The sequence below is a fragment of the Pseudomonas sp. NFR02 genome, from assembly GCF_900119375.1.
Lineage (GTDB): Bacteria > Pseudomonadota > Gammaproteobacteria > Pseudomonadales > Pseudomonadaceae > Aquipseudomonas > Aquipseudomonas paracarnis.
Genome location: NZ_FPJJ01000008.1, coordinates 157660 through 182143 on the forward strand (window position 1 = coordinate 157660; position 24484 = coordinate 182143).

Sequence of the window (24484 nt, forward strand, 5' to 3'; positions counted from 1 at the left end):
GGGCTGTCCTTACGCGGCAGGCTGCAGGCCCAGGGCCGCCAGTTGCTGCACGCTGCCCTTGAACTGGATCAGGCGTGGGTCGTCCAGCGGCAAGGTGCGGCCGGTTTCTTTCTGGATGATGCTCTGCAGCTTGGCGTTATCGACCGTGCCGTCAGCGCCGATGGCTTCGTGCAGTTTCTCGGGGGCGACCTGGGCGGTCTTGCCCGGTTCGAAGTAAATGGCGCCCGTGGCGAAGTCGACACCGAAGGCGATCAGGCCGGGGATCACATAAAACAACAGGCCGAGGGCATCGAGTACCGCGATGGTCGGGTCGATCTTGCCATCGATCTGGCCACGACGGTCGGGGTAGAAAATCGACCCGCAGGCGGTAAGTTGGCTCAGCAGGGTAACGGCGAGGACACCGCCGATGACACGGGAAGCGATACGCATGAAAAAGTCTCCTGAACATATTTAAGGGTGACTATAAGCCAGATCGGCCAGGCGCCGATGAACCAATGTGGGAGCTGGCTTGCCTGCGATTGCGACGGTTCAGGAAATACAGCGGCAACTGTCACACCGCTATCGCAGGCAAGCCAGCTCCCACCTCCGACTGCATTCACAGCCCAAAGCGTGGGTGTTTTTAAGACCCGCATCGGCACTCGGCAGTTCGCCGTTATACTCGCCGCTCTGCTTTGGAGCCAGTATGAATTCGTTGCCGATCGATGATGTTTTACCCGCCCTGCGTGACGCCTTGGCGCATCGCCATGAAGCCGTGCTGGAAGCGCCCCCCGGCGCCGGTAAAACCACCCGCGTGCCGTTGGCCTTGTTGCATGAGCCGTGGCTCGCCGGGCAAACCATCCTGATGCTCGAACCCCGGCGCCTGGCTGCCCGTGCTGCTGCCGAGCGGCTGGCCAGTGAACTGGGTGAAAAGGTCGGTGAGACCGTGGGCTACCGCATTCGGCTGGACAGCAAAGTCGGCCCCAATACGCGTATCGAGGTGGTCACCGAAGGTATCCTCACCCGCCGCCTGCAGGACGACCCGGCGCTGGACGGCGTGGGCTTGTTGATCTTCGACGAATTCCACGAGCGCAGCCTCGATGCCGACCTGGCGCTGGCCCTGAGCCTTAACGGTCGCGAGCTGTTTCGCGACGAGCAGCCGCTGAAGATCCTGCTGATGTCCGCCACCCTCGAAGGCGAGCGCTTGGCCGGCCTGCTGGATGACGCGCCGATCCTGCGCAGCGAAGGGCGCATGTTCCCGGTGCAGATGCGCTGGGGCCGGCCGTACCAGGCCGGGGAGTTTATCGAGCCGCGCGTGGTGCAAACTATCCTCGAAGCCCTGCATGACGAGCCCGGCAGTGTGCTGGTATTTCTGCCGGGGCAGGCGGAGATTCGCCGGGTCAACCAGCAACTGACTGAGGCCTTGGGTGATCGCCCTGATGTACTGTTATGCCCGTTGCACGGTGAGCTGGACCTCAACGCCCAGCGCGCCGCCATCGACCCGGCGCCGGCCGGCAAGCGCAAAGTGGTGCTGGCCACCAACATCGCCGAGACCAGCCTGACCATCAACGGCGTACGCGTGGTGATCGACGCCGGGCTGGCGCGGGTGCCGCGTTTCGACCCCGGCAGCGGCATGACCCGCCTCGACACCCAGCGCATCTCCCGCGCCAGCGCCACCCAACGCGCCGGCCGGGCAGGGCGCCTGGAGCCGGGGGTGTGTTATCGGCTGTGGTCCGAAGACCAGCACGACGGTCTGGCCGCTTATGGCAGCGCGGAAATCCTCGCCGCTGACCTGGCGGGGCTGGCCTTGCAACTGGCCCGTTGGGGCGTGACGCCCAGCCAGTTGGTGTGGCTGGACGTACCACCCACGGCCGCGTATGCCCAGGCTCAGGACCTGTTGCAGCGCCTCGGTGCATTGAACGAAGAAAACCTCACCGCCCATGGCCAGAAGATGGCGGAGTTGCCGGCTCACCCGCGTATCGCCCATCTGTTGTTGCGTGGCCAGGACCTGGGCCTCGCCGCCACCGCCTGTGACGTGGCGGCCCTGCTGGGCGAACGCGACATCTTGCGCGGCGGCGGTGCCGATTTGCACAGCCGCCTGGCGCTGATGTCCGGAGAAGAACGTGCGCGCGGCACCCAGGGCGGCGTTCAGCGTGCCAAGCAACTGGCCCGGCAATACCGTGGCTACATGCGCGGAAAGGCGACCCAGCCGGTGGACAACCCCGACCACCCGCGCTGGCTCGGCGCCTTGCTGGCATTGGCCTACCCGGACCGCGTCGCCCAGCAACGGCGCCCTGGTGGCGCTGAATATCGCCTGGCCAATGGCCGAGCGGCGCTGTTTGCCGAAGCCGACAGCCTGATGAAACAACCTTGGCTGGTGATCGCCGACCTGGGCAGCCGCCAGGGCCAGCGTGAAGAGCGCATCTACCTGGCGGCGGATTTTGACCCGGCACTGTTCGACACGGTGCTGGCCGAGCAAGTGCGCAACGTCGACCAACTCGACTGGGACGAGCGCGAAGGCGTCTTGCGTGCCGAGCGCCAACGCAAAGTCGGTGAACTGGTGCTCAGCCGCGAACCCCTGACCGGCCTCGACGAATCCGCTCGCAGCCAGGCGCTGGTCAACCTGGTGCGCCGCAAAGGCCTGGAACTGCTGCCCTGGACCCCGGAACTGCGTCAGTGGCAAGCCCGTGTGATGCTGCTGCGCCAACTGGATGCCGGCAACACCAGCGAGTGGCCCGACATCAGTGACAAGGCCCTGCTCGCGGGCCTGGAGCACTGGCTGATGCCTTACCTGGGCAAGGTCTCGCGCCTCAGCCATTTCGCCAACCTGGATATTTCCAGCTACCTGCACAACCTGCTGCCCTGGCCCTTGCCCCAACGCCTGGAAGAGCTGGCGCCGCAGCATGTGAAAGTGCCTTCAGGGTCATCGGTACGCCTGGACTACAGCGAACAGCCGCCGATTCTGGCGGTGCGCTTGCAGGAATTGTTCGGGTTGGCAGACACCCCGCGCATTGCCGGCGGGCGCCTGGCCGTGAAGCTGCACCTGCTGTCCCCGGCGCGGCGACCGGTGCAGGTCACGCAGGACCTGGCGAACTTTTGGCGCAGTACCTATGCCGAGGTGAAGAAGGATTTGAAAGGGCGCTACCCCAAGCATTACTGGCCGGATGACCCGTTGGTGGCCGAAGCGACGGCCCGGATCAAGCCGCGTAAGTAGGCGCGATGCAGTTCAAATGTGGGAGCTGGCTTGCCTGCGATCGCATCGCTGCGCTGTCACTGAAAGACCGCATCGGCGGCATCGCAGGCAAGCCAGCTCCCACAAAAGATTAAGGATGTGGGTTATTGCGCGGCAGGCAGCAGGAAGCGGGCGATAACCGGTAGATGGTTGGAAATGCGCAATGTGTCCTCCTGCCTCACCTTCGCCTCCACCCGCTTGATGCGCGGGCTGTAGAACAGATAATCCAAGGTGCGATCCGGCCCGTCCAGGCTCGGGTCATTGGGGAAGTGCGTCAGCCATTTTTCTCGATCAATCCCGCTGGACTCGCTGTTACGTGGGATCATCGGGTACTTGTCCCACAGCAGGTGCAACTCGCTGTCCGGCGCATACTGCCCACGCTTAGCCGCGTCCAGGCGCAGGTATTGGCCCAGTGGCAGCAGATTGAAATCCCCGCCGATCAACCAGGGCGTGCCCCGGCCTTCGAACTTGTCCAGCAGCTTGGCCGTGGCTTGCACTTGTTGTTGCGCTGCCGAGCGGCCAGGTGCGCCGCCGTCCAGGCGTGTATTGAGCACCGCCAGTTGGCCGCCATCGCTCAAGGGCAGGTAAGTCAGTAGCAACGCAGGTTTAGGTTGGAACTGCCGGCTGATGAAGTTGGTTTCGGCGGCCGGCAGTTGCAGGCGTTCGGCGTGTTCGATCTGGTAGCGGCTGAGCGTAGCGAGCTTGCGCCCGACACTGCCGAAGATATGCAGGCTGGGCACAAAGTCGGCCTTCCAGTCGAACGCCTGGGTGCTGCAGGGGTAGAGGTCGACCAGACGCTCCTGCAACAGCGCAAGCTGGTCCTGATAATGGGAAGGCTTGGCGCCTTCGTCGACTTCCTGCAACAGCAGGATGTCGGGTTGTTCGTCGCGAATCACCCGCGCCACTTCGTCGAGGCTAAAGGCCATGTCTTCGACGGTGGGGCGATCGTCCGGGCCGCTGCCGTCCGGGATGTCGTACCAGAACACGTAGTTCTTGCCGGCCAGGTATTGCACATTCCAGGTCATGACCTTGAGCGCCTGCCCCGGCAACAGCGTCGGCGCGCGGGGTGCCACGCAACTGACGGGCAGGGTCTCTTTGTCGGCAGGGCGCCAGGTCAGGCTGTAGATCAGCGCGGCCAGCAGGCCGGCGATGATCAACAGGCTCAACAGGGTGATGCGCAATAAACGGGTCATCGGCTCGGCTTATATGCGTGTCAGAAGAGCCACGGAGCATATCACCGCACGTCGGCGTCGCCACCGATCAGCATGAATAAACGGAACAGCACCACGCTGGTAAACAACTGCAAAAAGCTGTGGGCACTGTCCATCAATAGCCCCAGCAGCGGCGCCGGCTCAGGGTAGGCCGCCACGCTGGCGCCCTTGAGCAGCCACAACGGCGTCATCACACACAGCAGGCACACCAGGATGCGCCAGAAATGCCCGCGGGTCAGGCGAAAGCTTTCCTTCATCGCCTCCAGGGCGGGCATGCCGCGCAGCACCAGCAGGTATTCGGCAAACGCCAGCACCACCATCAGCCACAAGCCCGGCAGGAAATACAGCGACAGCCCCAACAGAATCAGCAAGGTGCTCATGGCTGTCAGCAGGGCAAAACGCGGCCACAGGCTCAAGGCCATGGCCCACACGTCCTTGGTGCGCGGCGACTCGCCCCGGGTGCGGGCATCGAGAAACAGGATCAGGGCGCCGGTGTACAGCGGGTACACCAACAAACCCACGACCACGCTGTAGCCGGGAAACGCATCCGGGCCCAGCGTGTGGTCCAGCACCTGTTGCAACAAGGCTTCGAGGATCACCAATGGCAGGCACAGCTGGACGATGGCGCCCAGGTTGCGCTGGGTAAAGCGGAAGGAGTCGCGCAAAACGTCTAACGGATTCATCAGGGTCATCACAGGCCTGGAAGCAGAGGGCCACACTTTAACCGATCAGGGTCCAAGGGGCGCAAACGTAAACCTTGAGTAAAGACCATTGAAACAACTCGTAACATCCCCATAACTGGAAAGCCCCCAGCCTGATCACAGGCGGGACCGGAATTTTTTATCGGCAATCTAACGAGGTCGCCATGAACAGCGAAGAGCAAACCCTGATCGATGGACTGTTTTCACGGTTGCAGCAAGCCGAAACGGACTCAGCCCCCCGCGACGCCCAGGCCGAAGCGCGGATCAAGGAGCATATGGCTCGCCAACCCGCCGTCGGCTACTACATGACCCAGTCGATTCTGGTGCAGGAACATGCGCTGCAGAGCCTCGACGCGCAAAACAAGCAACAGGCCCAGCAAATCCAGCAATTGCAGGACGAGCTGCAACGGGCCAAGGCCACGCAACCGGCGCCGGCCAGCGGTGGTGGGTTCCTGTCGAGCATCTTTGGCGGCGGCTCCCGTGAGCCACAGCCTGCGCCGAGCAACACAGGTGGCGGCTGGCGTGAGCCGGCGCGACCCGCTTTTGGTCAGCCAGCGCCGCAGCAGAACTACCAACCGCCGCAAGCACCGGCCGCCGCGCCAGCCGGCAGCGGCTTCCTCGGTGGCGCCATGAAAACCGCCGCCGGCGTGGCCGGTGGGGTGTTGCTGGCCGAAGGCATCAGCAGCCTGTTCCATCACAACCAGCAGCCGCAGGTGGTGGAAGAAATCATCGAACAACCGGCACCGGCCAGTGACCAGGGCAACTGGGGCAACGATGACCACAAGTTTGCCGGCAATGACAGCTGGGGCAGCAACTCTGATAACTTCGCCGACAGCGATTATTCCGACGATTCCTCATCCTTTGGCGACGACGATTCCTTCGTCTGACACACCACGCCGGGGCGCTGCGGCGCTCCGGTCTGATTTTTTCCCGGAAACGCTCCCTTGGCTGGCATACTGGCGCCCTTTCCGGGCGCTGGCGCCTGGCTGTCCATGAGGAAGTGCGGTGAAAAAAATTGCGGTGTTCGCCGATGTGCAAAACCTCTACTACACCGTGCGCCAGGCCTATGGTTGCCACTTCAACTACGCCGCTCTGTGGGCTGACATCAGCGCGCGCGGGCAGATTGTCGAGGCGTACGCCTATGCCATCGACCGCGGCGACAGCAAGCAGCAGCAGTTCCAGCAGATCCTGCGCAACCTGGGCTTTACGGTAAAACTCAAGCCGTACATCCAGCGCAGCGACGGCTCGGCCAAGGGCGACTGGGACGTGGGCATCACGCTGGACATCATGGACGCCGCCGACCATGTCGACGAAGTCGTGCTGGCCTCCGGTGACGGTGATTTCGACATGTTGCTCGAGCGCATCATCCACAAGCATGGCGTGCGGGCCGTGGCCTACGGCGTGCCGGGGCTGACGGCCAACTCATTGATACGCGCCGCCAGCCACTATGTGCCGATCGAAGGCGCGTTGTTGCTCAAATAGATCGTAGAACGGAGTTGGAACGGGTTTGGAACGTATAGCGGTCATCGACTTTGAAACCACCGGCATCACCCCCAGCAGCCACTGCCGGGCCACGGAGATTGGCGTGGTCATCCTTGAGCGCGGGCAAATCGTGGACCGCTACCAGAGCCTGATGAATGCTGGCGTGCGCATACCGGCGTTTATCGAACAGCTCACCGGCATCAGCAACGCCATGCTGCGCAGCGCGCCACCGGCTGAACGAGTGATGAACGAAGTCAATGAGTTCGTCGGCACCACGCCCTTGATGGCGCACAACGCCGCGTTCGACCAGAAGTTCTGGGACTTTGAGCTTGGCCTGATCCGCCGCACCCGCCTGCAAAAATTTGCCTGCTCCCTGCTCCTGGCTCGCCGCCTGATGCCGGCGGCGCCCAACCACAAGCTCGGCACCCTCAACACCTACGCCAAACTGCCCCACACCGGCCAGGCTCACCGGGCGCTGGCGGATGCGGAAATGGCCGCCAACCTCACCGCGCACCTGGCCCGGGAACTGCGCCAGACCCACGGCCTGCGGGAGCTGTCCCATGACCTGTTGTGCACCTTGCAGAAAGTGCCGGCCGCGAAGATCAATGAGCACCTGAAGAAACATCGCGGGTTTTAAGGCCTGGCGCTGATCGTCCCCACGCTCCGCGTGGGCATGCATCTGGTGACGCTCCGCGTCACGACTTTAAGAGCGGACGCAGAGCGTCCAGGGCGGCATTCCCACGCAGAGCGTGGGAACGATCAGCAAACACTGGAGTGCCAATGTGGGAGCGGGCAAGCCCGCTCCCACAGGGGTTATGCGTCGACTATCGAGGCTGTGCGCACTCCAGCGCCTGGTCCACCACCCCCTTCGCCATCTCCACCAAATGCATCACCGCCCGCTGCGGCGCCTTCATCACCTCACCCGAGGCATTCGCCGTCTCCACCGCGCAGTGCAACAAATCCGCCGCATGGGCCAGGGCGTCTTCGAAGCTCAGGTTGTCATTGAGGATAAATATCGGCGCATCCGGGGCGGATGCCTTGAGGTAGTAGTCGATGGCACGACGGTGGAGCAGGGCGTCTTCGCTGAGGAAGTCGGTTTTGGACTGGGGTGGATCGGGGGTGACTTTTTTGACCATGGTGAAACTTCTCCGTCAGGTAAGAAGCTGCAACCGTTCGCTTGCACACGAATTAGGGTGGCAGCAGTACGCAGGTGTGCAAGACCGAGACGGAGTCCGGTAGATCCAAAGATCTCCCGCGTACAGCTGCCATGACACTTAGCGCCAGAGATAAACCCAGGCGTAGAGAGTTAAGGCTATGTGTATTACCGTCGTCGGACTTGCACGTCCGGTCACCGAACATTCGATGACAGGGCGAGACTAGCTACCGAATCCGACGGAAACAAGGCCGTGGGATTCTCTCGGAAACGTCCCGCAAATGAAAGGGATCGGTCTTGCTGGCCAATGAAAAAACGGGGTTTTGAGGTCTCTTTCACCTGAGTGCTGAATGGTCGGTAGGCCAAATCCGGCTATGACCTAGGACCTTTCTGGTTTTCCTTTTTACTCCTCTACCGCGTCTTACTGCGACCTACCATCCCGTCTGTCACTCATGCACAGGGATTACAGTCATGCAGGAAAGCGATCTTCATACGGCGATTATGCGAAGCAAGTTGGAACTTGAGTCAAATGGCATTGATCTGGGCTCCAGTTCAAGCATGGCGTTTCATGTGGGCAACACGATGACAAGCTGCCCGGCAGTCATGGTGTTGCCGAGTTCGCCAGGTTGGAGTCATGGCCCTCATTACCAGTTACTCAAGCCGATTCACGCTGATCCCACCGTGCCCGATACGACGTTTGATGAACTCTGGAAATGTACACAGCAACACTACGGCCTCACGGCAGCTACAGTGATCACTGGTGCGGCGGGTATACCGATAAGCAAAATTGCGGTGGGTGCTTGGGTTCACGTCGGCTCCAGCAAAACCACGAACCTGGCTAGCCTGATCGGAATGCGCTTTTTCCCTCGTACATTGATCAGGCAACCCACCATGGCCAGAATGGCAAAAGCAACGTTTGGCACGGTCCGGGTATTTGGCATCATCGGGCGAGGCATACCCTTCGTTGCTGCCGGGCTTGCAGTCTTTGACCTAGTCAGTATTGGTAAGTGTGCCTATGAGGCGAGGAATGGAAGGTAATCTGAGCAGAGCCGAAGTCGCTGAAAAAGTGATCCAGCTATTCGTCGATATCATTGGTTTTATCGACCGAAGCGAAGTGTCGGATCAAACCGACTTCATCCATGACTTCGACATCATTGATGACGACCTGACCTGCTTTGTCATGCAGATCAAATGGCAGTTCAAGCTGCAAGCGACGCAGGAGGATTGGGATCACATCACGACCATCAAGCAGATCGTTGATTTGATCGTTGAGCGCAGATCAAGCCCTTTGTAGGAGCGAGCTTGCTCGCGAAGAACGCCAACGGTGACGCTGGCATCCTGAATGCACGCGGCGCCCTCAGGTCTTTCGCGAGCAAGCTCGCTCCTACAGGGGGCGGCGGGCAAGCGGTGAGGCCACTGGCGCCATCGCAGGCAAGCCAGCTCCCACAGTTGACCGCGTCGCTCGGGCAGTGCGCGATCCCTCAGCCACCATTTTTTCCATTGGCTTCCAATTGCCCCAACGGCACCCGCCGCTCTATGGCGCTGGACAAAATAATCGAGGTTTTGCTGAAGCCAAACTTCGCTACCCGGTTAATCAGGTTCTCCAACTCGGGCATCGAGCCCACCGCCGCTTGCATGATCACGCAGGGGTCGCCCGTGACCCGGTGGCATTCGGTCAGTTCGGGAATTTCCGCCAGGGCGTCGTACACCTTTTGGCTGCCATGATTGGTCAGCCGCAGTTCAATCACGCATTGAATCGGCAAACCCACTTTGGATAAATCCACCTTGGCCTGGTACCCGGTGATCACGCCGCTGGCCTCAAGCTTGGCCACGCGTTCGGCCACGGCGGGTGCGGAGAGGTTCACGGTGCGCGCCAGTTGCGCGTAGGAAGCACGGCCATCTTCAAGCAGGGCGCTGAGGAGCATGCGGTCGTATTTGTCCATGATAAGGCTCCGGTTGCGCATCGCTTTCGAAAGCACGGTTTATAGCCTTGATAACCATGGTTTGAGAAGTGTATTGGCGTTTTAAACAGGTTTTGTAACTTAAGTTTATCCACCTTCGTTTCTAGAATAAGTCTCCCATTTCCTGTCATAGAGCCGCCCAATGCCTGGCCCACGTCGCTTTCCCTTACCGTTGATCGCCGCCTTTTTTTGCGTTGTATGTGATCTGGGGTTCCACCTACCTGGTGATCCGCATTGGCGTGGAGTACTGGCCGCCGCTGTTGCTGGCGGGGATTCGGTTTTGCACGGCGGGCGCGTTGATGTACGGCTTTCTCAGGTGGCGCGGGGTGCCGGCGCCGACCTGGCCGCAGTGGAAGGCGGCCGGGATGATCGGGATTTTGTTGCTCACCGTGGGCAATGGTGGCGTCAGCGTGGCCGAACATATGGGCGTGTCGTCCGGCGTGGCCGCGCTGGCGGTGGCGACGGTGCCGCTGTTTACCTTGCTGTGTGGGTTTTTCTGGGGCGCACGTAATACGCGGTTGGAATGGGCCGGGGTGCTGCTGGGGATCATCGGCATTGCCATGCTCAACATGGGCAGTACCTTGCAGTCGAGCCCACTGGGCGCGGTGTTGCTGTTGATGGCGGCGGCGTCCTGGGCCTTCGGCTCGGTGTGGAGCCGGCATTTGCCGCTGCCCCAAGGCGCCATGGCCAGTGCCGCGGAAATGCTCGTGGCTGGCGTGGCGCTGCTGCTGGTCAGCGCGTTGTCTGGCGAGCACCTGCAGGCCATGCCGCCGCTGGAAGGCTGGCTGGCCCTGGCGTACCTCACGGTGTTCGGCTCGATCATCGCCTTCAACGCTTATATGTACCTGCTCAAGCACGTACGCCCGGCGGCGGCGACCAGCTACGCCTATGTGAACCCGGCCGTGGCCGTGTTACTGGGGATTGTGTTCGTCGGTGAGAGCATCGGCCTGGAAGAAGCCCTGGCAATGCTGGTGATCATCAGCGCGGTGTTGCTGATCAGCCTGCCCCAATGGCGCAAGCCCAAACCCGAAATAAGGTAAACTGCCGCGCATTACGCCCTTGCGCTGAATTTTTCCTACGGTAACTACATGACTTTCGCCACCCTTGGCCTGATCGAACCCTTGCTGCGCGCCCTTGAGACGCTTGGCTACCAGACCCCGACGCCGGTGCAGGCCCAAGCCATTCCGGCCGTGCTGGCCGGTCGCGACCTGATGGCCGCAGCCCAGACCGGCACCGGCAAGACCGCAGGTTTCGCCTTGCCGCTGCTGCAACTGCTGACCCTGGAAGGGCCGAAAGTCGCCGCCAACTCGGCGCGTGCGCTGATCCTGTGCCCCACTCGCGAGCTGGCTGAGCAGGTTCACGCCAGCGTTGCCGAGTACGCCCAGCACCTGCCGCTGACCACTTACGCGGTGTACGGCGGCGTGAGTATCAACCCGCAGATGATGAAGCTGCGCAAGGGTGTGGATATTTTGGTCGCCACCCCTGGCCGCCTGATCGACCTGTTCCGCCAGAACGCGCTGAAGCTCAACCAGCTGCAAACCCTGGTGCTGGATGAAGCCGACCGTATGCTCGACCTGGGCTTCTCCGAAGAGCTTGCCAACATTTATCGCATGCTGCCGAAAAAGCGCCAGACCCTGCTGTTCTCCGCGACCTTCTCCGATGACATCCGCCTGCTCGCCGGGCAAATGCTCAACGACCCGCTGAGCATCGAAGTCAGCCCCCGCAACGTTGCCGCCAACACCGTCAAGCAGTGGGTTGTGCCGGTGGACAAGAAGCGCAAGCCGGAGCTGTTTGTGCACCTGATGCGCAAAGGCCGTTGGAAGCAAGTGCTGGTGTTCGCCAAGACCCGCAACGGCGTAGACGCCCTGGTGGACAAGTTGCAGGGCCTGGGCATCAACGCCGACGGCATTCATGGCGACAAACCCCAAGCCACCCGCCAACGCGCACTGGACCGCTTCAAGACCAGCGACGTGCAGATCCTGGTGGCCACCGACGTAGCGGCCCGTGGCCTGGATATCGAAGACCTGCCGCTGGTGGTCAACTTTGACCTACCCATCGTGGCCGAAGACTACATCCACCGTATCGGCCGTACCGGGCGTGCGGGCAACACCGGTGAGGCGATTTCCCTGGTGTGTGCCGACGAGGTGAACATGCTCTCGGCGATCGAGATGCTGACCCGTCAGACCCTCACCCGCAAGATGGAACCGGATTTCGAGCCGGAGCACCGCGTGCCGGACACCGATGCCAGCGGGCAGGTGGTCAAGAAACCGAAAAAGCCGAAGAAGCCTAAAGCGTCCGGCGGTGGCGGCAAGCGCAACCTGGGCAAGTGGGTAGACAGTGGGGAAGTGGCGCCGGCCGAGCCTTCGATCAAGCCGGTGCGCAAGGTGCCGGTGTTTAACACTGGGCCGCGTAAGAAGAAGTGATTGATCGTTCCCACGCTCCGCGTGGGAACGCATCCTGTGACGCTCTGCGTCACGAACCTAAAGCGGGACGCAGAGCGTCCCTGGCGGCATCCCCACGCAGAGCGTGGGAACGATCAGCGTTGGAGCCACTCCAACATCCCCAGCCCAGCCGTCCGGCCACTGGCAAAACAGCCGGTCAGCAAATACCCACCGGTCGGCGCCTCCCAATCCAGCATTTCCCCCGCACAAAACACGCCAGGCAATGGCTTGAGCATCAACCGCTCATCCAGCGCTTCAAACGGCACACCACCCGCCGTGCTGATCGCCTCATCCATCGGCCGTGTTTTCACCAATGTCAGCGGCAACGCTTTGATATCCACCGCCAATTGCGCCGGATCGGTGAAGTGTTCAGCGGGCGTCAACTCGCGTAACAACGCCGCTTTCACCCCATCCAACCCCAACTGACTGTGCAAGTGCTTGCTCATCGACCGCGAGCCACGGGGCTTGGCCAATGCGGCCTGCACCTTGTCCAACGGCTTGCTGGGCAGTAAATCGATATGCACCGTGGCCGCACCGTCGCGGTTGATCGCTTCGCGAATCGGCGCCGACAAGGCGTAAATCAAACTGCCTTCAATGCCGGTGGCGGTGATCACGCATTCACCCAGCCGAGGCTTGTCATCCCCCAGGCCAATGGCGACGTTTTTCAACGGTGCGCCCGCGAATTTGCTGACCATCAACTCGCTCCACGCCGATACTTCAAACCCGCAGTTGCTCGGTTGCAGCCGCACATAGGGCAGGCCTTTGCCTTCAAACAGGTTGAGCCATGCACCGTCGGAGCCCAATCGCGACCAGCTGCCGCCGCCCAGGGCCAGCAGCACAGCGTCGCTGTGGACAACTTTTTCGCCGTCCGGGCTGTGGATAAGTAAATCGCCCTCGGCATTCCAACCCGTCCACCGATGCCGGGTGTGGATAACCACACCTTGCTCCCGCAGACGCTTGAGCCAGGCGCGCAACAGTGGCGCGGCTTTCATATCGGTAGGAAATACGCGGCCGGAGGTGCCGACAAAGGTCTGGATACCCAGGCCATGGATCCATTCGCACAACGCCTCGGCACCAAAGCTGCGCAGCAGCGGCGCCATGTGCGGCGCGCGTTCAGCGTAGCGCGACAGAAACGCCGGGTACGCCTCGGAGTGGGTGATGTTCATGCCGCCCACGCCGGCCAGCAGGAACTTGCGCCCCACTGAAGGCATGCCGTCGTACAGATCCACGCGCACGCCCGCCTGGCTCAAGACTTCGGCGGCCATCAGCCCGGCGGGGCCGCCGCCGATAATGGAGACGTGGTGGGCAGAAGTCTGAGGCATGGGCAGGGCTACGGTGATGTGAATAGGCCGAGCATTCTACCCGACCATGACGCCGCTGCCTGATCAAAAAACGTACACTTTCCTACAGGCCATGCGGCTACTCGCTTGCAGCCGCTTACGCTCAAGTTATCCACAGGCCGTTCCACAGGCATTGTGGGTAACGCTCACACTTCAATGACAGCCTGATGACGTCCACACCCGCTGCGCGCTGTGGTGCAGGATGCCGTGGCGGCGGGCGAGGGCGGGGCGGTCCTTGCTGTAACCGCCGCCGATCACGCCCATCACCGGTATGTCGCGGCCCAGGCAGTGGCGCATCACGCTTTCATCACGGGCGGCGACGCCTGCATCTGTCAGCTTGAGGTAACCAAGGGCGTCGTCCTTGTGCACATCCACGCCGGCGTCGTACAGCACCAGATCCGGCTGGTAGAGCGGCAGCAGGTAGTTGAGCGCGTCATCCACCACCTTGAGGTAGTCGGCATCGCCCATGCCCATGGGCAGCGGGATGTCCCAGTCGCTCTGGGCCTTGCGTGCCGGGAAGTTCTTTTCGCAGTGCAGCGACACGGTGATGGCGTCCGGCGTGTCGTGCAGGATGCGTGCGGTGCCGTCGCCCTGGTGCACGTCGCAATCGAAGATCAGCACGCGATTGACCCGGCCGCTGGCCAACAGGTAATGGCTGATCACCGCCAGGTCATTAAAAATGCAGAAACCCGCCGGATAATCGTAATGGGCATGGTGGGTGCCACCGGCCAAATGGCAGGCCAGGCCATGTTCGAGGGCCTGTTCGGCGGCCAGGATCGAGCCGCCCACCGCGCGCACCGTGCGCCGGGCCAGGGCTTCGCTCCACGGCAGGCCGAGGCGGCGTTGGTCTACGCGGGACAGTTCGCCGCTCATGTAGCGTTCGATATACCCAGGTTCATGGGCCAGGGCCAAAATGTCTGCCGGGCACAGCGGCGGGCGCAGCAATTGGCTGTCTTCGGTCAGGCCGCTGTCCACCAGGTGGTCACGCAACAGGCGAAACTTGTCCATGGGGAACCGGTGGTCCGCCGGGAACTCAGGGCTGTAGTCTTCGTGGTAGATCAATGGCAAGGGCATGGGATTTTCTGACGGGAGCCTGCGACGGATCTTAACAGCGCTGTACACTCACGCACATGGCAAGGCAGGGGGGACCCATGGAGCCAATACTGGAATTGGAAAGTGCACGCTTGGTGCTGCGCCAATGGCGCGACAGCGACCTGCCGGACTTTGCGCGCATGTGCGCCGACCCGCAGGTGATGCGCTACTTTCCGGCTCAATTGAGCCACTTGGAAAGCGCCGCGCTTATCGGCCGGATTCGCGGGCATTTTGCTGAATATGGCTTTGGTTTTTGGGCCTTGCAGCGCAAGGACACGGGCGAATTTATCGGCCTGACCGGGCTTGCGAATGTCAGCTTTGAAGCCGGCTTTACCCCGGCGGTGGAAATCGGCTGGCGCCTGGCCCGCGAACATTGGGGCCTGGGTTATGCCAGTGAGGCCGCCTGGACAGCGTTGCGCTGTGGTTTTGACCGCTTGCAACTGGACGAAATCCTGGCCTTCACCACCGAGAGCAATCTGCCCTCACAAAAAGTCATGCAGGCCATCGGTATGCATTACGATCCGCAGGCAGATTTTGAACACCCGAAAGTCGCAGCCGGTGACCCGCTGCGACCGCATGTTTTGTACCGCATCACCCGCGCCCAATGGTTGGACACGCTGCACGGATAAGCAGCCCGGAATGCCCTATTGATTGTAGGAGTTGCTCTATGAGCCAAGTATTGGAAGATCTGGTGGACTTGCTGACCCTGGAGCCGATCGAGGAGAACCTCTTTCGCGGCCGCAGCCAGGACCTGGGCTTTCGCCAGCTGTTCGGCGGCCAAGTGCTCGGCCAGTCACTGTCGGCGGCCAGCCAGACCGTAGAAGAAGCGCGGCATGTGCATTCCCTGCACGGTTATTTCCTGCGCCCTGGCGATGCCGCGTTGCCGGTGGTGTATTCGGTGGACCGCGTGCGCGACGGTGGCAGTTTCAGCACGCGTCGTGTCACCGCGATTCAAAAGGGCAATCCGATCTTCACCTGCACGACCTCGTTCCAGTACGACGAACAAGGCTTCGAGCACCAGACCACCATGCCGGTGGTAGTGGGCCCGGAAAACCTGCCGTCGGAGCTGGAGCTGACCCAGCAACGTGCGCACCTGATCCCCGAGCACATGCGCGACAAGTTGCTGTGCCCCAAGCCCATCGAAGTGCGCCCGGTCACCGAAAAAGACCCGTTCAACCCGCAGCCGTCCGACCCGGTCAAGTACGTGTGGTTTCGTGCCGACGGTGCCTTGGCGGACACCCCGGCGCTGCATAAGTACCTGTTGGCCTACGCCTCGGACTTCGGCCTGCTGACCACCTCGCTGCTGCCCCATGGCAAGACCGTGTGGCAGAAAGACATGCAGGTCGCCAGCCTCGATCACGCGCTGTGGTTCCACGCCGACCTGCGTGCCGATGACTGGTTGTTGTACGCCATGGACAGCCCGTGGGCTGGCAACTCCAGGGGGTTCTCCCGGGGCAGCGTGTACAACCGCGCCGGGCAACTGGTGGCGTCGGTGACCCAGGAAGGTTTGATCCGCCATCGCAAGGATTGGGCATGAGCCTCGGCGACGTTAGGCACTGGGTGTTCGACATGGACGGCACCCTCACGGTGGCCGTGCATGATTTTGCCGCTATCCGCGTGGCGCTGGACATTCCACCTGAAGACGACATCCTCACGCACCTGGCGGCCTTGCCGGCGCCGGTTGCAGCGGCCAAGCACGCCTGGTTGCTGGAGCACGAGCGCGAGCTGGCCCTGGGTTCGGTGGCGGCGCAAGGCGCGGTGGAATTGGTACGCGAATTGGCCGGGCGCGGTTATCGCTTGGGGATCCTGACCCGTAATGCGCGGGAGCTGGCCCATATCACGTTGGAGGCGATAGGCCTGGCGGACTGCTTTGCCATTGAGGATGTGCTGGGGCGCGATGATGCGCCGCACAAGCCGGATCCCGGTGGGTTGCTGAAACTGGCGGCGGCTTGGGACGTAGCACCCCGCGACATGGTGATGGTCGGGGATTACCGCTTTGACCTGGATTGTGGCCGGGCAGCGGGCACCAAGACGGTGTTGGTGAACTTGCCGGAGAACCCTTGGCCGGAATTGACGGATTGGCATGCCGAGGATTGTGCGGCGCTGCGCCGAATGATCTAAGCCGGGCGACAGAGAGCAAATGTGGGAGCTGGCTTGCCTGCGATAGCGGTGGGTCAGCTGACACTTTATCAACTGACAGTCCGTCATCGCAGGCAAGCCAGCTCCCACATTTTGATTAGGTTCCTTCAGGTGCTAATGGGCGAACAGCACCTTTTCTCCTTCTGGCGAGGTAAACATTTTGTCCCCGTCATGTCCCACCCCCGGCACTTCTACCAGCCGGTGGCCCAACTGCGGATGCCGCTGCTTGAGGTAGTCAAAGTAGTTGTGGCCACGAAGCAGTCGATACGCACCCTGGGTTTCGGCTTCGCAGCTTTTATCCAATGCCGGGTGGTTGGGGTCGGTGTCCTGCTGGCCCAACAGGTAAGTGATGTCGCGTGAGACGTAGTCTTGTTCCAGTTGCTGGGCACCTCGGCCCCCCACGTAATCCGGCAGGTTTTGCATGCCGTACTTCCAGTCGTTAAAGCCTGGGCAATTGGCGATGTCGAACGTCACCGGGCGCTGCGGGCTGAAGTACGCATAGGACGACGGGTTAGCCACCACATACCGCAGGCGGATGCCCTCGGAGTTCAGCAACGGGTGGTCGTGGCCGGTGAGGGCGAAGCGCTGCACCACTTGGCCGCCACCGGAATGCCCGGCGACCACGATTTCTTTCAGCGCCGGGAACAGTTTGTGGTTGCCCAAGTGCTTGATGATCTGGTCCAGAGCGCCATAAGAGCTGATCTGCCCTGGGCCGGTGGACGCTTCGCCGGCCATCCAGTCGTTACCCGTCCAACGCACTACCTCGTGGCCCAGGTGATTGCGCTTCACGTCGGCTTGATTGAGAAACTGCGGCGCGATCACCAGCGTAGTACCGCCCACCCCGGCATGCTCGGCGGCGTCGATGCCGCTTTGCAGGTAGGTTTGTGCATTGCGCAGGCGGCCATGCACGATGATCAATGCGCGTGTGACCTTGGGCAGTGGTTCGCGCCAATCCTGGCTCAGGCCCAGGCTGAGGTCGCCGGCCTCCAGATGAAAGCGATCGGGGCTGACCACCTTGACGCCGTGTTCGGCTGCGAAGGTGCAACAGGACACGAGCACACCCAGCAGTAACCCCCATCGTTTGATCATTTAGAGACTCTTGGCCGCGAAGGTATCGCATTGAGTGATCTGGCCCTGGGCGAAGCCGGTCTTGAACCAGCGCACGCGCTGGGCCGAGGTGCCGTGGGTGAACGAGTCTGGTACCACGCGCCCCTGGCCTTGTTGCTGCAAGCGGTCATCGCCGATGGCATTGGCTGCGTTCAGGGCTTCTTCGATATCGCCGGGTTCCAGCCAGTTCAGACGTTTTTGCGCATGATTGGCCCACACGCCGGCAAAGCAGTCGGCTTGCAGCTCCTGGCGAACCAGCAGGCCACCGTCGCCTTCCATCTGCCGACCCTGTTGGCGCGCCGCCTGGATCTTGGACGAGATGCCCAGCAACGTTTGTACGTGGTGCCCGATTTCGTGGGCGATCACGTAGGCCTGGGCGAAATCACCGGCGGCCTGGAAGCGTTGCGACATTTCCCGGAAGAAATCCAGGTCCAGGTACACCTGCTGGTCAGCCGGGCAGTAGAACGGGCCGCTGGCCGAGGTGGCGCCACCACAGGCTGAGTTCACCCGGCCACGGAACAGGATCAGTTTCGGGTTCTTATAGGCCAGCCCATTTTCCTGGAACACTTGGCCCCAGGTGTCTTCGGTATCGCCCAGCACAGCGCGCACAAAGTCGGCTTGCTCATCGTTGGCTGGCGGCGCTTGACGCGGCTGGGTGCTGACCGACGGCGCCTGTTCCATCTGGCCGGTCAATTGGCCAAGAATCTGCATCGGGTCCTGGCCGGTCAGCCAGCCAATGCCGACGATCAGCACGATGGCCGTGAGGCTCAGGCCCTTGCCGCCGCCGAAGCGCATACCGCCACCGCCGCCGCCACTGTCGTTACGGGCATCCACCACGTTGTCGCTGCGTCGGCCTTTTTTCCATAGCATGGGAGCAATCCTCTGTGTGCAAACCGTGATTGATTATGGTCGGTATTAACGGCAATAGCCTTCGCCAGTGGCGACGATCAGGCAGTCTTTTTTATCTGCCAGCCATTTCAAGCCGGTGGCGGCGCCGTCGCCAGCGCGCAACAGCTGCGGGCCGTCGGGCCGAGTAAAGGCGATGCCGTCTTCGGTGGCCTCACCTTTGAAGGTGCCGGCGTCATCGGCGTCGAGGCCGTATTGCATGGTCAGCAGGTAGTGGCCACGGCCAATGCTGTCGTCCTTGGCGATGGTCAGGTGCAAGCCTTCGACACCGACCCACTTGCCGACCCATTTATCGGTGGGCGGAGTTTCGGGCACCAGGGTCGCTTGCACGGAAGCCGGCGCGGGCTTGGGGGCTTCTTTCGGGGTTTTATCGCAGGCGGCGAGCAGGGCGAGGGCAGACAGGGCAAAGAGAATTTTTTTCATAGCGGCAAGGCCTTGGTTAAATAGTGTGCAACGCCGGGGCGAGCGTGCAGCGTTGGACTCGGATCCATCGATTTAGTGCGCTGTTCGCCCAGTGTTTGGTTATGCTCTTGGGGCAGACTCCGGCCCGGCTGCTAGATTACCGGGTTGAGCGCGACTTGGTTCAGCGCTCAGCGTCCCGCTCGCCACACAAGGGAATTCAATGACTGTCAGTACCCCGCTCTCCGGCGTCAACCATCCGTTCAAAGGCATCCTGCTGATTGTGCTGGCGACGTTCCTGTTCTCCAGCCACGACGCCTTGTCCAAATACCTGGCCGGGTTTTACCCGATCGTGATGGTGGTGTGGGCGCGGTACATGGTCCACACCTTGCTGATGGCCGGGATCTTTCTGCCGCAATCGGGCCTGCGCGTGTTGCGCAGCAAGCGGCCGGGCATGCAGGTGGTGCGGGCGTTATGCCTGTTGGGCACCAGCCTGTTCTTCACCACAGCGCTGCATTACATCCCGTTGGCCGAAGCTACAGCGGTGAACTTCCTGGCGCCGATCCTGGTGACGGCGCTGTCGGTGCCGTTGCTCGGTGAGCACGTGACCCGAGGCCAGTGGCTAGCGGTGATCTGCGGGTTTATCGGCGTGGTGATCATTATCCACCCCGGCGGCGAGCTGTTTACCCCGGCGGTGTTGCTGCCGCTGTGTTCGGCGCTGTTCTTCTGCTTCTACCAGTTGCTCACGCGCATCCTCAGCCAATACGACAGCCCGACCACCAGCAACTTCTTCGCCGGCCTGTGCAACACCTTGGTGATGAGTGCAATGGTGCCGTTCTTCTGGCAAGTGCCGACGCTGTGGCATGCGGTGATGATGCTGGCGCTGGGCACCTGCGGGATGACCGCGCACCTGATGCTCACCCAGGCGTTCCGCTTCGCGGCGCCGGCCTTGCTGGCGCCGTTTGGCTATTGCCAGATCGTGTTTGCGGGGTTGTTGGGCTGGCTGGTGTTCAGCCATACCCCCGATATGACCACGGTGGTGGGTATCGGGGTGATCTGCATGAGCGGGTTGGCCGCTGCCTGGCAGCAACGGCGCAGGTAGATCAAACGTCTACGGTAGGGATCTTGCGCGGCGCCATGAAGTACATCCACACCAGTGCGATGAAGTACATCGCCGGGATCAGGGTGAACAACACCGTGTAGTTGTTGTTGGTCACCGTGAGGATATGGCCGACGATCTGGGTCATGAACATGCCGCCGATGGCCGCGCACATGCCGCCGAAACCGAACACCGTGCTCATCATGTGCTTGGGCGTGTAGTCCATCACCAGGCTCCAGATGTTGGCGGTCCAGGCCTGGTGCGCGCCGATGGCCAGGGAGATGGCAAACACCGCGACCCACAGCTGGCTGGAGCCGGCCGCCATGATGACGCCGACGATGCAGCAGGCGAACAGCAGCATCGACAACAGCCGCGCCTTGATCGAGTTCATCCCACGGCCAATCAGGAATGACGACAGGATCCCGCCCCCGACGCTGCCAAAGTCGGCGGTGAGGTAAATGATGATCAGCGGAATGCCCATCTGGGTCACGTTGATGCCCAGGTTGTATTGCTGATTCAAGAACGGCGGCAGCCAATACAGGTAGAACCAGAACACCGGCGCGGTCAGCGAGTAGGCGAGGGCGAAGGCCCAAGTGCCACGCATGCGCAGGATGCGGCTGAACGGCACGCGGGGTTGTTCCGGTTCGACTTCCTGTTGCACGTAGTCCAATTCGGATTGTTTAACCGTGGGGTGGTCTTCCGGGTTGTAGTACTTCAAGCCCCAGAGCACCAGCCAGATACCGCCCAGTGCCGACATGCACAGGAACGCTGCCTGCCAGCCCCACACGTGCAGGATCAACGGCAGCAGCATGGGCGTCATCATCGCGCCGACGTTGGTGCCGGCGTTGAAGATGCCGGTGGCCACTGCCCGTTCACCCGCCGGGAACCACAAGCGTGTGGTCTTGACGCAGGCCGGGTAGTTGGCGGCTTCGGTCAGCCCGAGGATAAACCGGCAGACCATAAAGCCGACCGCCGAGGTGGCCAGGCCATGGGCGCCGGTGGCCAGGCTCCACAGCAGCACGGCGCAGAAGAACACGCGCTTGACGCCAACCCGGTCAATCAGGCGGCCTTGCAGCACAAAGCCGATGGCATAGCCGACCTGGAACCAGAAGTTGATGTTGGCGTAGTCCATCGCCGTCCAGCTCATTTCCTTGGCGAGGATCGGTTGCATCACGCCCAGGGCGGCGCGGTCGATGTAGTTCAAGGTGGTGGCAAAGAACACCAGGGCCAGCATGCCCCAGCGCGTTTTACCCACGGCCAGGGCACCGCGGATCTTGTCGCCGATGCCGGCGTGCGGGTTGCCCGGGCGCGCGGCCAGGGCTGAATTTTGCAGAGGCATGAGGTTTGTACCCGTTTTTTGAAATTCTTATGGTGTGTTCTGGGTCTTTGTTACGTGAGCGAATTACCCGGTCGATGGTGCGCAGTGGTTAAAAAGTCGTCAATTCGCCAAAGGGGCTTAGTGTTCGATAATCGCACCAAAAACTAACCGGTTCGTACATTTTAATTGCTGCCTGTAGGCTGGGGGCGAATAATTTGCCACAAACAACAATTGCCGGGAGTCTTCCATGCAACGTTCTATCGCCACTGTGTCCTTGAGCGGCACCCTGCCGGAAAAACTCGAAGCCATCGCCGCCGCCGGGTTTGATGGGGTGGAGATCTTTGAGAACGACTTGTTGTATTACGACGGCAGCCCTCGGGAAGTTAGGCAGATGTGTGCCGACCTCGGCATCGCCATCACCCTGTTCCAGCCGTTTCGCGACTTCGAAGGCTGCCGCCGTGATCGCCTGGCGCGCAACCTGGAGCGCGCCGAACGCAAATTCGATCTGATGCAAGAGCTAGGCACCGACCTGGTGCTGGTGTGCAGTAACGCCTCGGCCGACAGCGTGGGTGACGAACGCATTCTGCTCGATGACCTGAGCCTGCTGGCCGAACACGCGGCCAAGCGCGGCCTGCGCATCGGCTATGAAGCGTTGGCCTGGGGCAAGCATGTGAACACCTGGCAGCAGGTATGGAACCTGGTGCGCCAGGTCGATCACCCAAGCCTGGGCGTGTTGCTCGACAGCTTCCACACCTTGTCGCTCAAGGGCGACCCGAGTGGCATCGCCCAGATCCCCGGCGACAAGATTTTCTTTGTGCAAATGGCCGACGCGCCGATCCTGGCCATGGATGTGCTGGAGTGGAGCCGGCATTTCCGTTGCTTCCCCGGCCAGGGCGAATTTGACCTGGCGGGCTTTCTCGCGCCGATCATCCAAAGTGGCTACACCGGGCCCTTGTCCCTGGAAATTTTCAACGATGGCTTCCGCGCCGCGCCCACTCGTGCGAATGCGGCAGATGGCTTGCGCTCGTTGCTGTACCTCGAGGAAAAAACCCGCCAGCGCCTGGCGCAAGAGGCACCCGCTGCGCCAGTGGACATCCTGTTTGAAACCCCGGCGGCCAGCGAGTACGACGGGATCGAATTCCTCGAATTTGCCGTGGATGAAAGCCTTGGCGCCAAACTGAGCAATTGGCTGGAACGCCTGGGGTTTGCCAAGGCCGGCCAGCATCGCTCGAAGAATGTGAGCCTGTTGCGCCAGGGCGATATCAATCTGATCCTCAACTGCGAACCCTATTCCTTCGCCCACAACTTTTTCGAGGCCCATGGCCCGTCGCTGTGCGCCACGGCAATTCGGGTCAAGGACAGTGCCAAGGCCCTGGAGCGGGCGGTGGCCTACAAGGGCCAGCCTTATCGCGGCCTGGTCGGCCCCAACGAGCTGGAATTGGCCGCCGTGCGTGCACCGGATGGCAGCCTGATTTACCTGGTCGACCCCAGCGAAGGCGGGCTGTACGACACCGATTTCAACCTGCAAACGGCCGCACCCGCTAGCGGCGGCTTGTTGCGCATCGACCACATGGCCATGGCCTTGCCGGCCGACAGCCTCGACAGTTGGGTATTGTTTTATAAGAGCCTGCTGGATTTTGAAGCCGACGATGAAGTGGTGCTGCCCGACCCTTACGGCCTGGTGAAAAGCCGTGCGTTGCGTAGCCGCTGCAGCTCGATCCGTCTGCCGCTGAACATCTCCGAAAACCGCAACACCGCGATTTCCCACGCGCTCTCCAGCTATCGCGGTTCGGGCGTGCACCACATTGCCTTCGATTGCGCGGATATTTTCGCCGAGGTACGCCGGGCCAAAGAAGCCGGTGTGCCGTTGCTGGATATCCCTCTCAACTATTACGACGACCTGGCGGCGCGCTTTGATTTTGACGATGAGTTCCTCAGTGAGTTGGCGTATTACAACGTGCTGTATGACCGCGACGCCCAGGGCGGTGAGTTGTTTCATGTGTACACCGAGGCGTTCGAGGGGCGGTTTTTCTTCGAGATCATCCAGCGCAAGAATGGCTATGCCGGCTACGGCGCTGCCAACGTCGCGGTGCGTCTGGCGGCGATGGCCAAGTCGCGCAGTGGGGCGGTACGCCAGGCTCGGCTATAACCGCAAGGCAGGTGCTTCCTTCGGGGAGCGCCGCGGCCCATAATCAGCGCCTGCACAACAATGGCCGTGAGCGCACCATGACCTCGAGTCCCGATCTCCCCGCGGTAGCTGACGCACCGCGCAAGAGTCGCAAGAACAATCCGGAAAAGACCCGGGAGAATATTCTCCAGGAAGCCATTGTCGAGTTTGTTCAACAGGGCCTGGCCGGCGCTCGCGTAGACGCCATCGCTGAGCGCATCCATACCTCCAAGCGCATGATCTATTACTACTTCGGCAGCAAGGAGCAGCTATACGTCGAGGTGCTGGAGAAGCTCTACGGTGATATCCGCAACACCGAAACGCGTATGAACCTCACCGCCCTGGAGCCGCGTGAGGCGATTCGCCGGCTGGTGGAATTCACCTTTGATCACCACGACCAGAACGTGGATTTCGTGCGCATCGTCAGCATCGAAAACATCCACAACGCCGAGTACGTCAAACGCACCGAGACCATCAAGGCGATGAACAGCAAAATCCTGGAAGGGCTGGGGGAGACCCTGCGCCGCGGGGCTGAGTTGGGGCTGTTTCGCGAAGGGCTGGAGCCGCTGGATGTGCACTTGCTGATCAACTCGTTCAGTTTCTACCGGGTGTCCAACCGGCACACCTTCAGCGAGATTTTCCAGATCGAACTGTCGGATGAGGCGATCAAGCAGCGCCATCGGGAAATGATTTGCGAGTCGGTGTTGCGCTACCTGCAAGCCTGAGAACTGATCGTTCCCACGCAGAGCGTGGGAACGAT

General features: G+C 61.7%; 24 protein-coding genes and 1 pseudogene. 14 read left to right on the forward strand and 11 right to left on the reverse strand.

The window, feature by feature from the left end; translation table 11 throughout:
- Window positions 1–9 precede the first annotated feature (9 nt).
- Window positions 10–429 (reverse strand): hypothetical protein, encoded by a 420-nt coding sequence (locus BT199_RS22550; protein WP_003194410.1) that lies wholly within the window; start codon window positions 427–429, stop codon window positions 10–12.
- A 253-nt stretch (window positions 430–682) separates the two neighbouring features.
- On the opposite strand from BT199_RS22550, the gene hrpB reads away from it, so the two are divergent.
- Window positions 683–3190 carry an ATP-dependent helicase HrpB gene (gene hrpB, locus BT199_RS22555; RefSeq protein WP_072435488.1) on the forward strand — a complete coding sequence of 836 codons (2508 nt, stop codon included), beginning with the start codon at window positions 683–685 and terminating at the stop codon, window positions 3188–3190.
- Window positions 3191–3312: 122 nt separating this feature from the next.
- Here hrpB and BT199_RS22560 read toward each other — a convergent pair whose 3' ends face one another.
- Window positions 3313–4401, reverse strand: a complete 1089-nt coding sequence (locus tag BT199_RS22560) for an endonuclease/exonuclease/phosphatase family protein (RefSeq protein WP_072435489.1) — start codon at window positions 4399–4401, stop codon at window positions 3313–3315.
- Between the two features lie 41 nt (window positions 4402–4442).
- A complete protein-coding gene (locus BT199_RS22565) occupies window positions 4443–5102 on the reverse strand; it encodes a YciC family protein (protein ID WP_032873246.1) in 660 nt (219 codons plus the stop codon).
- A gap of 182 nt (window positions 5103–5284) precedes the next feature.
- Here BT199_RS22565 and BT199_RS22570 point away from each other — a divergent pair, with 182 nt between their 5' ends.
- The 3 genes from BT199_RS22570 (at window position 5285) to BT199_RS22580 (ending at window position 7239) form a co-directional block, all read left to right on the forward strand.
- Window positions 5285–6007: a DUF2076 domain-containing protein gene (locus BT199_RS22570; protein WP_072435490.1), complete on the forward strand. Its 723-nt coding sequence runs from the start codon at window positions 5285–5287 to the stop codon at window positions 6005–6007.
- A 118-nt stretch (window positions 6008–6125) separates the two neighbouring features.
- Window positions 6126–6602: a LabA-like NYN domain-containing protein gene (locus tag BT199_RS22575; protein WP_003194396.1), complete on the forward strand. Its 477-nt coding sequence runs from the start codon at window positions 6126–6128 to the stop codon at window positions 6600–6602.
- Window positions 6603–6627: 25 nt separating this feature from the next.
- On the forward strand, window positions 6628–7239 hold the full coding sequence (locus BT199_RS22580; RefSeq protein WP_014720051.1) for a 3'-5' exonuclease: 612 nt from the start codon (window positions 6628–6630) through the stop codon (window positions 7237–7239).
- Window positions 7240–7426: 187 nt separating this feature from the next.
- Here the strand turns inward: BT199_RS22580 and BT199_RS22585 are convergent, their stop codons facing one another.
- The gene (locus BT199_RS22585) at window positions 7427–7738 is read right to left on the reverse strand and encodes a DUF6124 family protein (RefSeq protein WP_072435491.1); all 312 of its coding nucleotides are present in this window, start codon (window positions 7736–7738) and stop codon (window positions 7427–7429) included.
- Window positions 7739–8226: 488 nt separating this feature from the next.
- On the opposite strand from BT199_RS22585, the gene BT199_RS22590 reads away from it, so the two are divergent.
- Together BT199_RS22590 and BT199_RS22595 are read left to right on the forward strand one after the other, a co-directional pair.
- Window positions 8227–8793 (forward strand): hypothetical protein, encoded by a 567-nt coding sequence (locus BT199_RS22590; protein WP_072435492.1) that lies wholly within the window; start codon window positions 8227–8229, stop codon window positions 8791–8793.
- Window positions 8783–9049: an acyl carrier protein gene (locus BT199_RS22595; RefSeq protein ID WP_072435493.1), complete on the forward strand. Its 267-nt coding sequence runs from the start codon at window positions 8783–8785 to the stop codon at window positions 9047–9049. Before BT199_RS22590 ends, BT199_RS22595 begins: the two co-directional genes overlap by 11 nt.
- A gap of 187 nt (window positions 9050–9236) precedes the next feature.
- On the opposite strand, the gene BT199_RS22600 is transcribed toward BT199_RS22595, so the two are convergent.
- Window positions 9237–9698, reverse strand: a complete 462-nt coding sequence (locus BT199_RS22600) for an Lrp/AsnC family transcriptional regulator (RefSeq protein WP_072435494.1) — start codon at window positions 9696–9698, stop codon at window positions 9237–9239.
- A gap of 160 nt (window positions 9699–9858) precedes the next feature.
- On the opposite strand from BT199_RS22600, the pseudogene yedA reads away from it, so the two are divergent.
- A pseudogene (gene yedA / locus BT199_RS22605) lies at window positions 9859–10756 on the forward strand (drug/metabolite exporter YedA).
- Between the two features lie 48 nt (window positions 10757–10804).
- Window positions 10805–12139, forward strand: a complete 1335-nt coding sequence (locus BT199_RS22610; RefSeq protein WP_072435495.1) for an RNA helicase RhlE1 — start codon at window positions 10805–10807, stop codon at window positions 12137–12139.
- A gap of 113 nt (window positions 12140–12252) precedes the next feature.
- Here BT199_RS22610 and BT199_RS22615 read toward each other — a convergent pair whose 3' ends face one another.
- Window positions 12253–13479, reverse strand: a complete 1227-nt coding sequence (locus tag BT199_RS22615; RefSeq protein ID WP_072435496.1) for a TIGR03862 family flavoprotein — start codon at window positions 13477–13479, stop codon at window positions 12253–12255.
- A 171-nt stretch (window positions 13480–13650) separates the two neighbouring features.
- Complete coding sequence (locus tag BT199_RS22620; RefSeq protein ID WP_072435497.1) at window positions 13651–14571, reverse strand: histone deacetylase family protein; 921 nt, start codon at window positions 14569–14571, stop codon at window positions 13651–13653.
- A gap of 77 nt (window positions 14572–14648) precedes the next feature.
- On the opposite strand from BT199_RS22620, the gene BT199_RS22625 reads away from it, so the two are divergent.
- Genes BT199_RS22625 through BT199_RS22635 form a run of 3 tightly spaced genes read left to right on the forward strand, consistent with a single transcriptional unit; the run spans window position 14649 to window position 16710 of the window.
- Window positions 14649–15218, forward strand: a complete 570-nt coding sequence (locus BT199_RS22625) for a GNAT family N-acetyltransferase (RefSeq protein ID WP_014720044.1) — start codon at window positions 14649–14651, stop codon at window positions 15216–15218.
- A gap of 38 nt (window positions 15219–15256) precedes the next feature.
- A complete protein-coding gene (gene tesB / locus BT199_RS22630; RefSeq protein WP_014720043.1) occupies window positions 15257–16126 on the forward strand; it encodes an acyl-CoA thioesterase II in 870 nt (289 codons plus the stop codon).
- On the forward strand, window positions 16123–16710 hold the full coding sequence (locus BT199_RS22635) for an HAD family hydrolase (RefSeq protein ID WP_072435498.1): 588 nt from the start codon (window positions 16123–16125) through the stop codon (window positions 16708–16710). The genes tesB and BT199_RS22635 overlap by 4 nt, the downstream gene beginning before the upstream one ends.
- A gap of 132 nt (window positions 16711–16842) precedes the next feature.
- Here the strand turns inward: BT199_RS22635 and BT199_RS22640 are convergent, their stop codons facing one another.
- The 3 genes from BT199_RS22640 to BT199_RS22650 are packed head-to-tail and all read right to left on the reverse strand — an operon-like array spanning window position 16843 to window position 19164.
- Window positions 16843–17817 carry a lipoprotein gene (locus tag BT199_RS22640; RefSeq protein WP_032904158.1) on the reverse strand — a complete coding sequence of 325 codons (975 nt, stop codon included), beginning with the start codon at window positions 17815–17817 and terminating at the stop codon, window positions 16843–16845.
- Window positions 17818–18705, reverse strand: coding sequence for a KPN_02809 family neutral zinc metallopeptidase (locus tag BT199_RS22645; protein ID WP_014720040.1), 888 nt, complete (start codon window positions 18703–18705; stop codon window positions 17818–17820).
- 45 nt (window positions 18706–18750) lie between these two features.
- A complete protein-coding gene (locus tag BT199_RS22650) occupies window positions 18751–19164 on the reverse strand; it encodes a lipoprotein (protein WP_072435499.1) in 414 nt (137 codons plus the stop codon).
- 199 nt (window positions 19165–19363) lie between these two features.
- On the opposite strand from BT199_RS22650, the gene BT199_RS22655 reads away from it, so the two are divergent.
- Window positions 19364–20242: a DMT family transporter gene (locus tag BT199_RS22655; RefSeq protein ID WP_003194370.1), complete on the forward strand. Its 879-nt coding sequence runs from the start codon at window positions 19364–19366 to the stop codon at window positions 20240–20242.
- Window position 20243: 1 nt separating this feature from the next.
- On the opposite strand, the gene BT199_RS22660 is transcribed toward BT199_RS22655, so the two are convergent.
- Window positions 20244–21578 (reverse strand): MFS transporter, encoded by a 1335-nt coding sequence (locus BT199_RS22660; RefSeq protein WP_058410081.1) that lies wholly within the window; start codon window positions 21576–21578, stop codon window positions 20244–20246.
- Between the two features lie 226 nt (window positions 21579–21804).
- Here BT199_RS22660 and quiC point away from each other — a divergent pair, with 226 nt between their 5' ends.
- Together quiC and BT199_RS22670 are read left to right on the forward strand one after the other, a co-directional pair.
- A complete protein-coding gene (gene quiC / locus BT199_RS22665) occupies window positions 21805–23706 on the forward strand; it encodes a 3-dehydroshikimate dehydratase QuiC (protein ID WP_072435500.1) in 1902 nt (633 codons plus the stop codon).
- A gap of 77 nt (window positions 23707–23783) precedes the next feature.
- The gene (locus BT199_RS22670; protein ID WP_014720036.1) at window positions 23784–24449 is read left to right on the forward strand and encodes a TetR/AcrR family transcriptional regulator; all 666 of its coding nucleotides are present in this window, start codon (window positions 23784–23786) and stop codon (window positions 24447–24449) included.
- Window positions 24450–24484 lie beyond the last annotated feature (35 nt).

What these genes read in the sequence shown, in the direction of transcription:
- BT199_RS22550 (WP_003194410.1), bottom strand. Translation starts at nt 429, where the DNA reads ATGCGTATCGCTTCCCGTGTCATCGGCGGTGTCCTCGCCGTTACCCTG.
- hrpB (WP_072435488.1), top strand. Translation starts at nt 683, where the DNA reads ATGAATTCGTTGCCGATCGATGATGTTTTACCCGCCCTGCGTGACGCC.
- BT199_RS22560 (WP_072435489.1), bottom strand. Translation starts at nt 4,401, where the DNA reads ATGACCCGTTTATTGCGCATCACCCTGTTGAGCCTGTTGATCATCGCC.
- BT199_RS22565 (WP_032873246.1), bottom strand. Translation starts at nt 5,102, where the DNA reads ATGAATCCGTTAGACGTTTTGCGCGACTCCTTCCGCTTTACCCAGCGC.
- BT199_RS22570 (WP_072435490.1), top strand. Translation starts at nt 5,285, where the DNA reads ATGAACAGCGAAGAGCAAACCCTGATCGATGGACTGTTTTCACGGTTG.
- BT199_RS22585 (WP_072435491.1), bottom strand. Translation starts at nt 7,738, where the DNA reads ATGGTCAAAAAAGTCACCCCCGATCCACCCCAGTCCAAAACCGACTTC.
- BT199_RS22590 (WP_072435492.1), top strand. Translation starts at nt 8,227, where the DNA reads ATGCAGGAAAGCGATCTTCATACGGCGATTATGCGAAGCAAGTTGGAA.
- BT199_RS22595 (WP_072435493.1), top strand. Translation starts at nt 8,783, where the DNA reads ATGGAAGGTAATCTGAGCAGAGCCGAAGTCGCTGAAAAAGTGATCCAG.
- BT199_RS22600 (WP_072435494.1), bottom strand. Translation starts at nt 9,698, where the DNA reads ATGGACAAATACGACCGCATGCTCCTCAGCGCCCTGCTTGAAGATGGC.
- BT199_RS22610 (WP_072435495.1), top strand. Translation starts at nt 10,805, where the DNA reads ATGACTTTCGCCACCCTTGGCCTGATCGAACCCTTGCTGCGCGCCCTT.
- BT199_RS22615 (WP_072435496.1), bottom strand. Translation starts at nt 13,479, where the DNA reads ATGCCTCAGACTTCTGCCCACCACGTCTCCATTATCGGCGGCGGCCCC.
- BT199_RS22620 (WP_072435497.1), bottom strand. Translation starts at nt 14,571, where the DNA reads ATGCCCTTGCCATTGATCTACCACGAAGACTACAGCCCTGAGTTCCCG.
- BT199_RS22625 (WP_014720044.1), top strand. Translation starts at nt 14,649, where the DNA reads ATGGAGCCAATACTGGAATTGGAAAGTGCACGCTTGGTGCTGCGCCAA.
- tesB (WP_014720043.1), top strand. Translation starts at nt 15,257, where the DNA reads ATGAGCCAAGTATTGGAAGATCTGGTGGACTTGCTGACCCTGGAGCCG.
- BT199_RS22635 (WP_072435498.1), top strand. Translation starts at nt 16,123, where the DNA reads ATGAGCCTCGGCGACGTTAGGCACTGGGTGTTCGACATGGACGGCACC.
- BT199_RS22640 (WP_032904158.1), bottom strand. Translation starts at nt 17,817, where the DNA reads ATGATCAAACGATGGGGGTTACTGCTGGGTGTGCTCGTGTCCTGTTGC.
- BT199_RS22645 (WP_014720040.1), bottom strand. Translation starts at nt 18,705, where the DNA reads ATGCTATGGAAAAAAGGCCGACGCAGCGACAACGTGGTGGATGCCCGT.
- BT199_RS22650 (WP_072435499.1), bottom strand. Translation starts at nt 19,164, where the DNA reads ATGAAAAAAATTCTCTTTGCCCTGTCTGCCCTCGCCCTGCTCGCCGCC.
- BT199_RS22655 (WP_003194370.1), top strand. Translation starts at nt 19,364, where the DNA reads ATGACTGTCAGTACCCCGCTCTCCGGCGTCAACCATCCGTTCAAAGGC.
- BT199_RS22660 (WP_058410081.1), bottom strand. Translation starts at nt 21,578, where the DNA reads ATGCCTCTGCAAAATTCAGCCCTGGCCGCGCGCCCGGGCAACCCGCAC.
- quiC (WP_072435500.1), top strand. Translation starts at nt 21,805, where the DNA reads ATGCAACGTTCTATCGCCACTGTGTCCTTGAGCGGCACCCTGCCGGAA.
- BT199_RS22670 (WP_014720036.1), top strand. Translation starts at nt 23,784, where the DNA reads ATGACCTCGAGTCCCGATCTCCCCGCGGTAGCTGACGCACCGCGCAAG.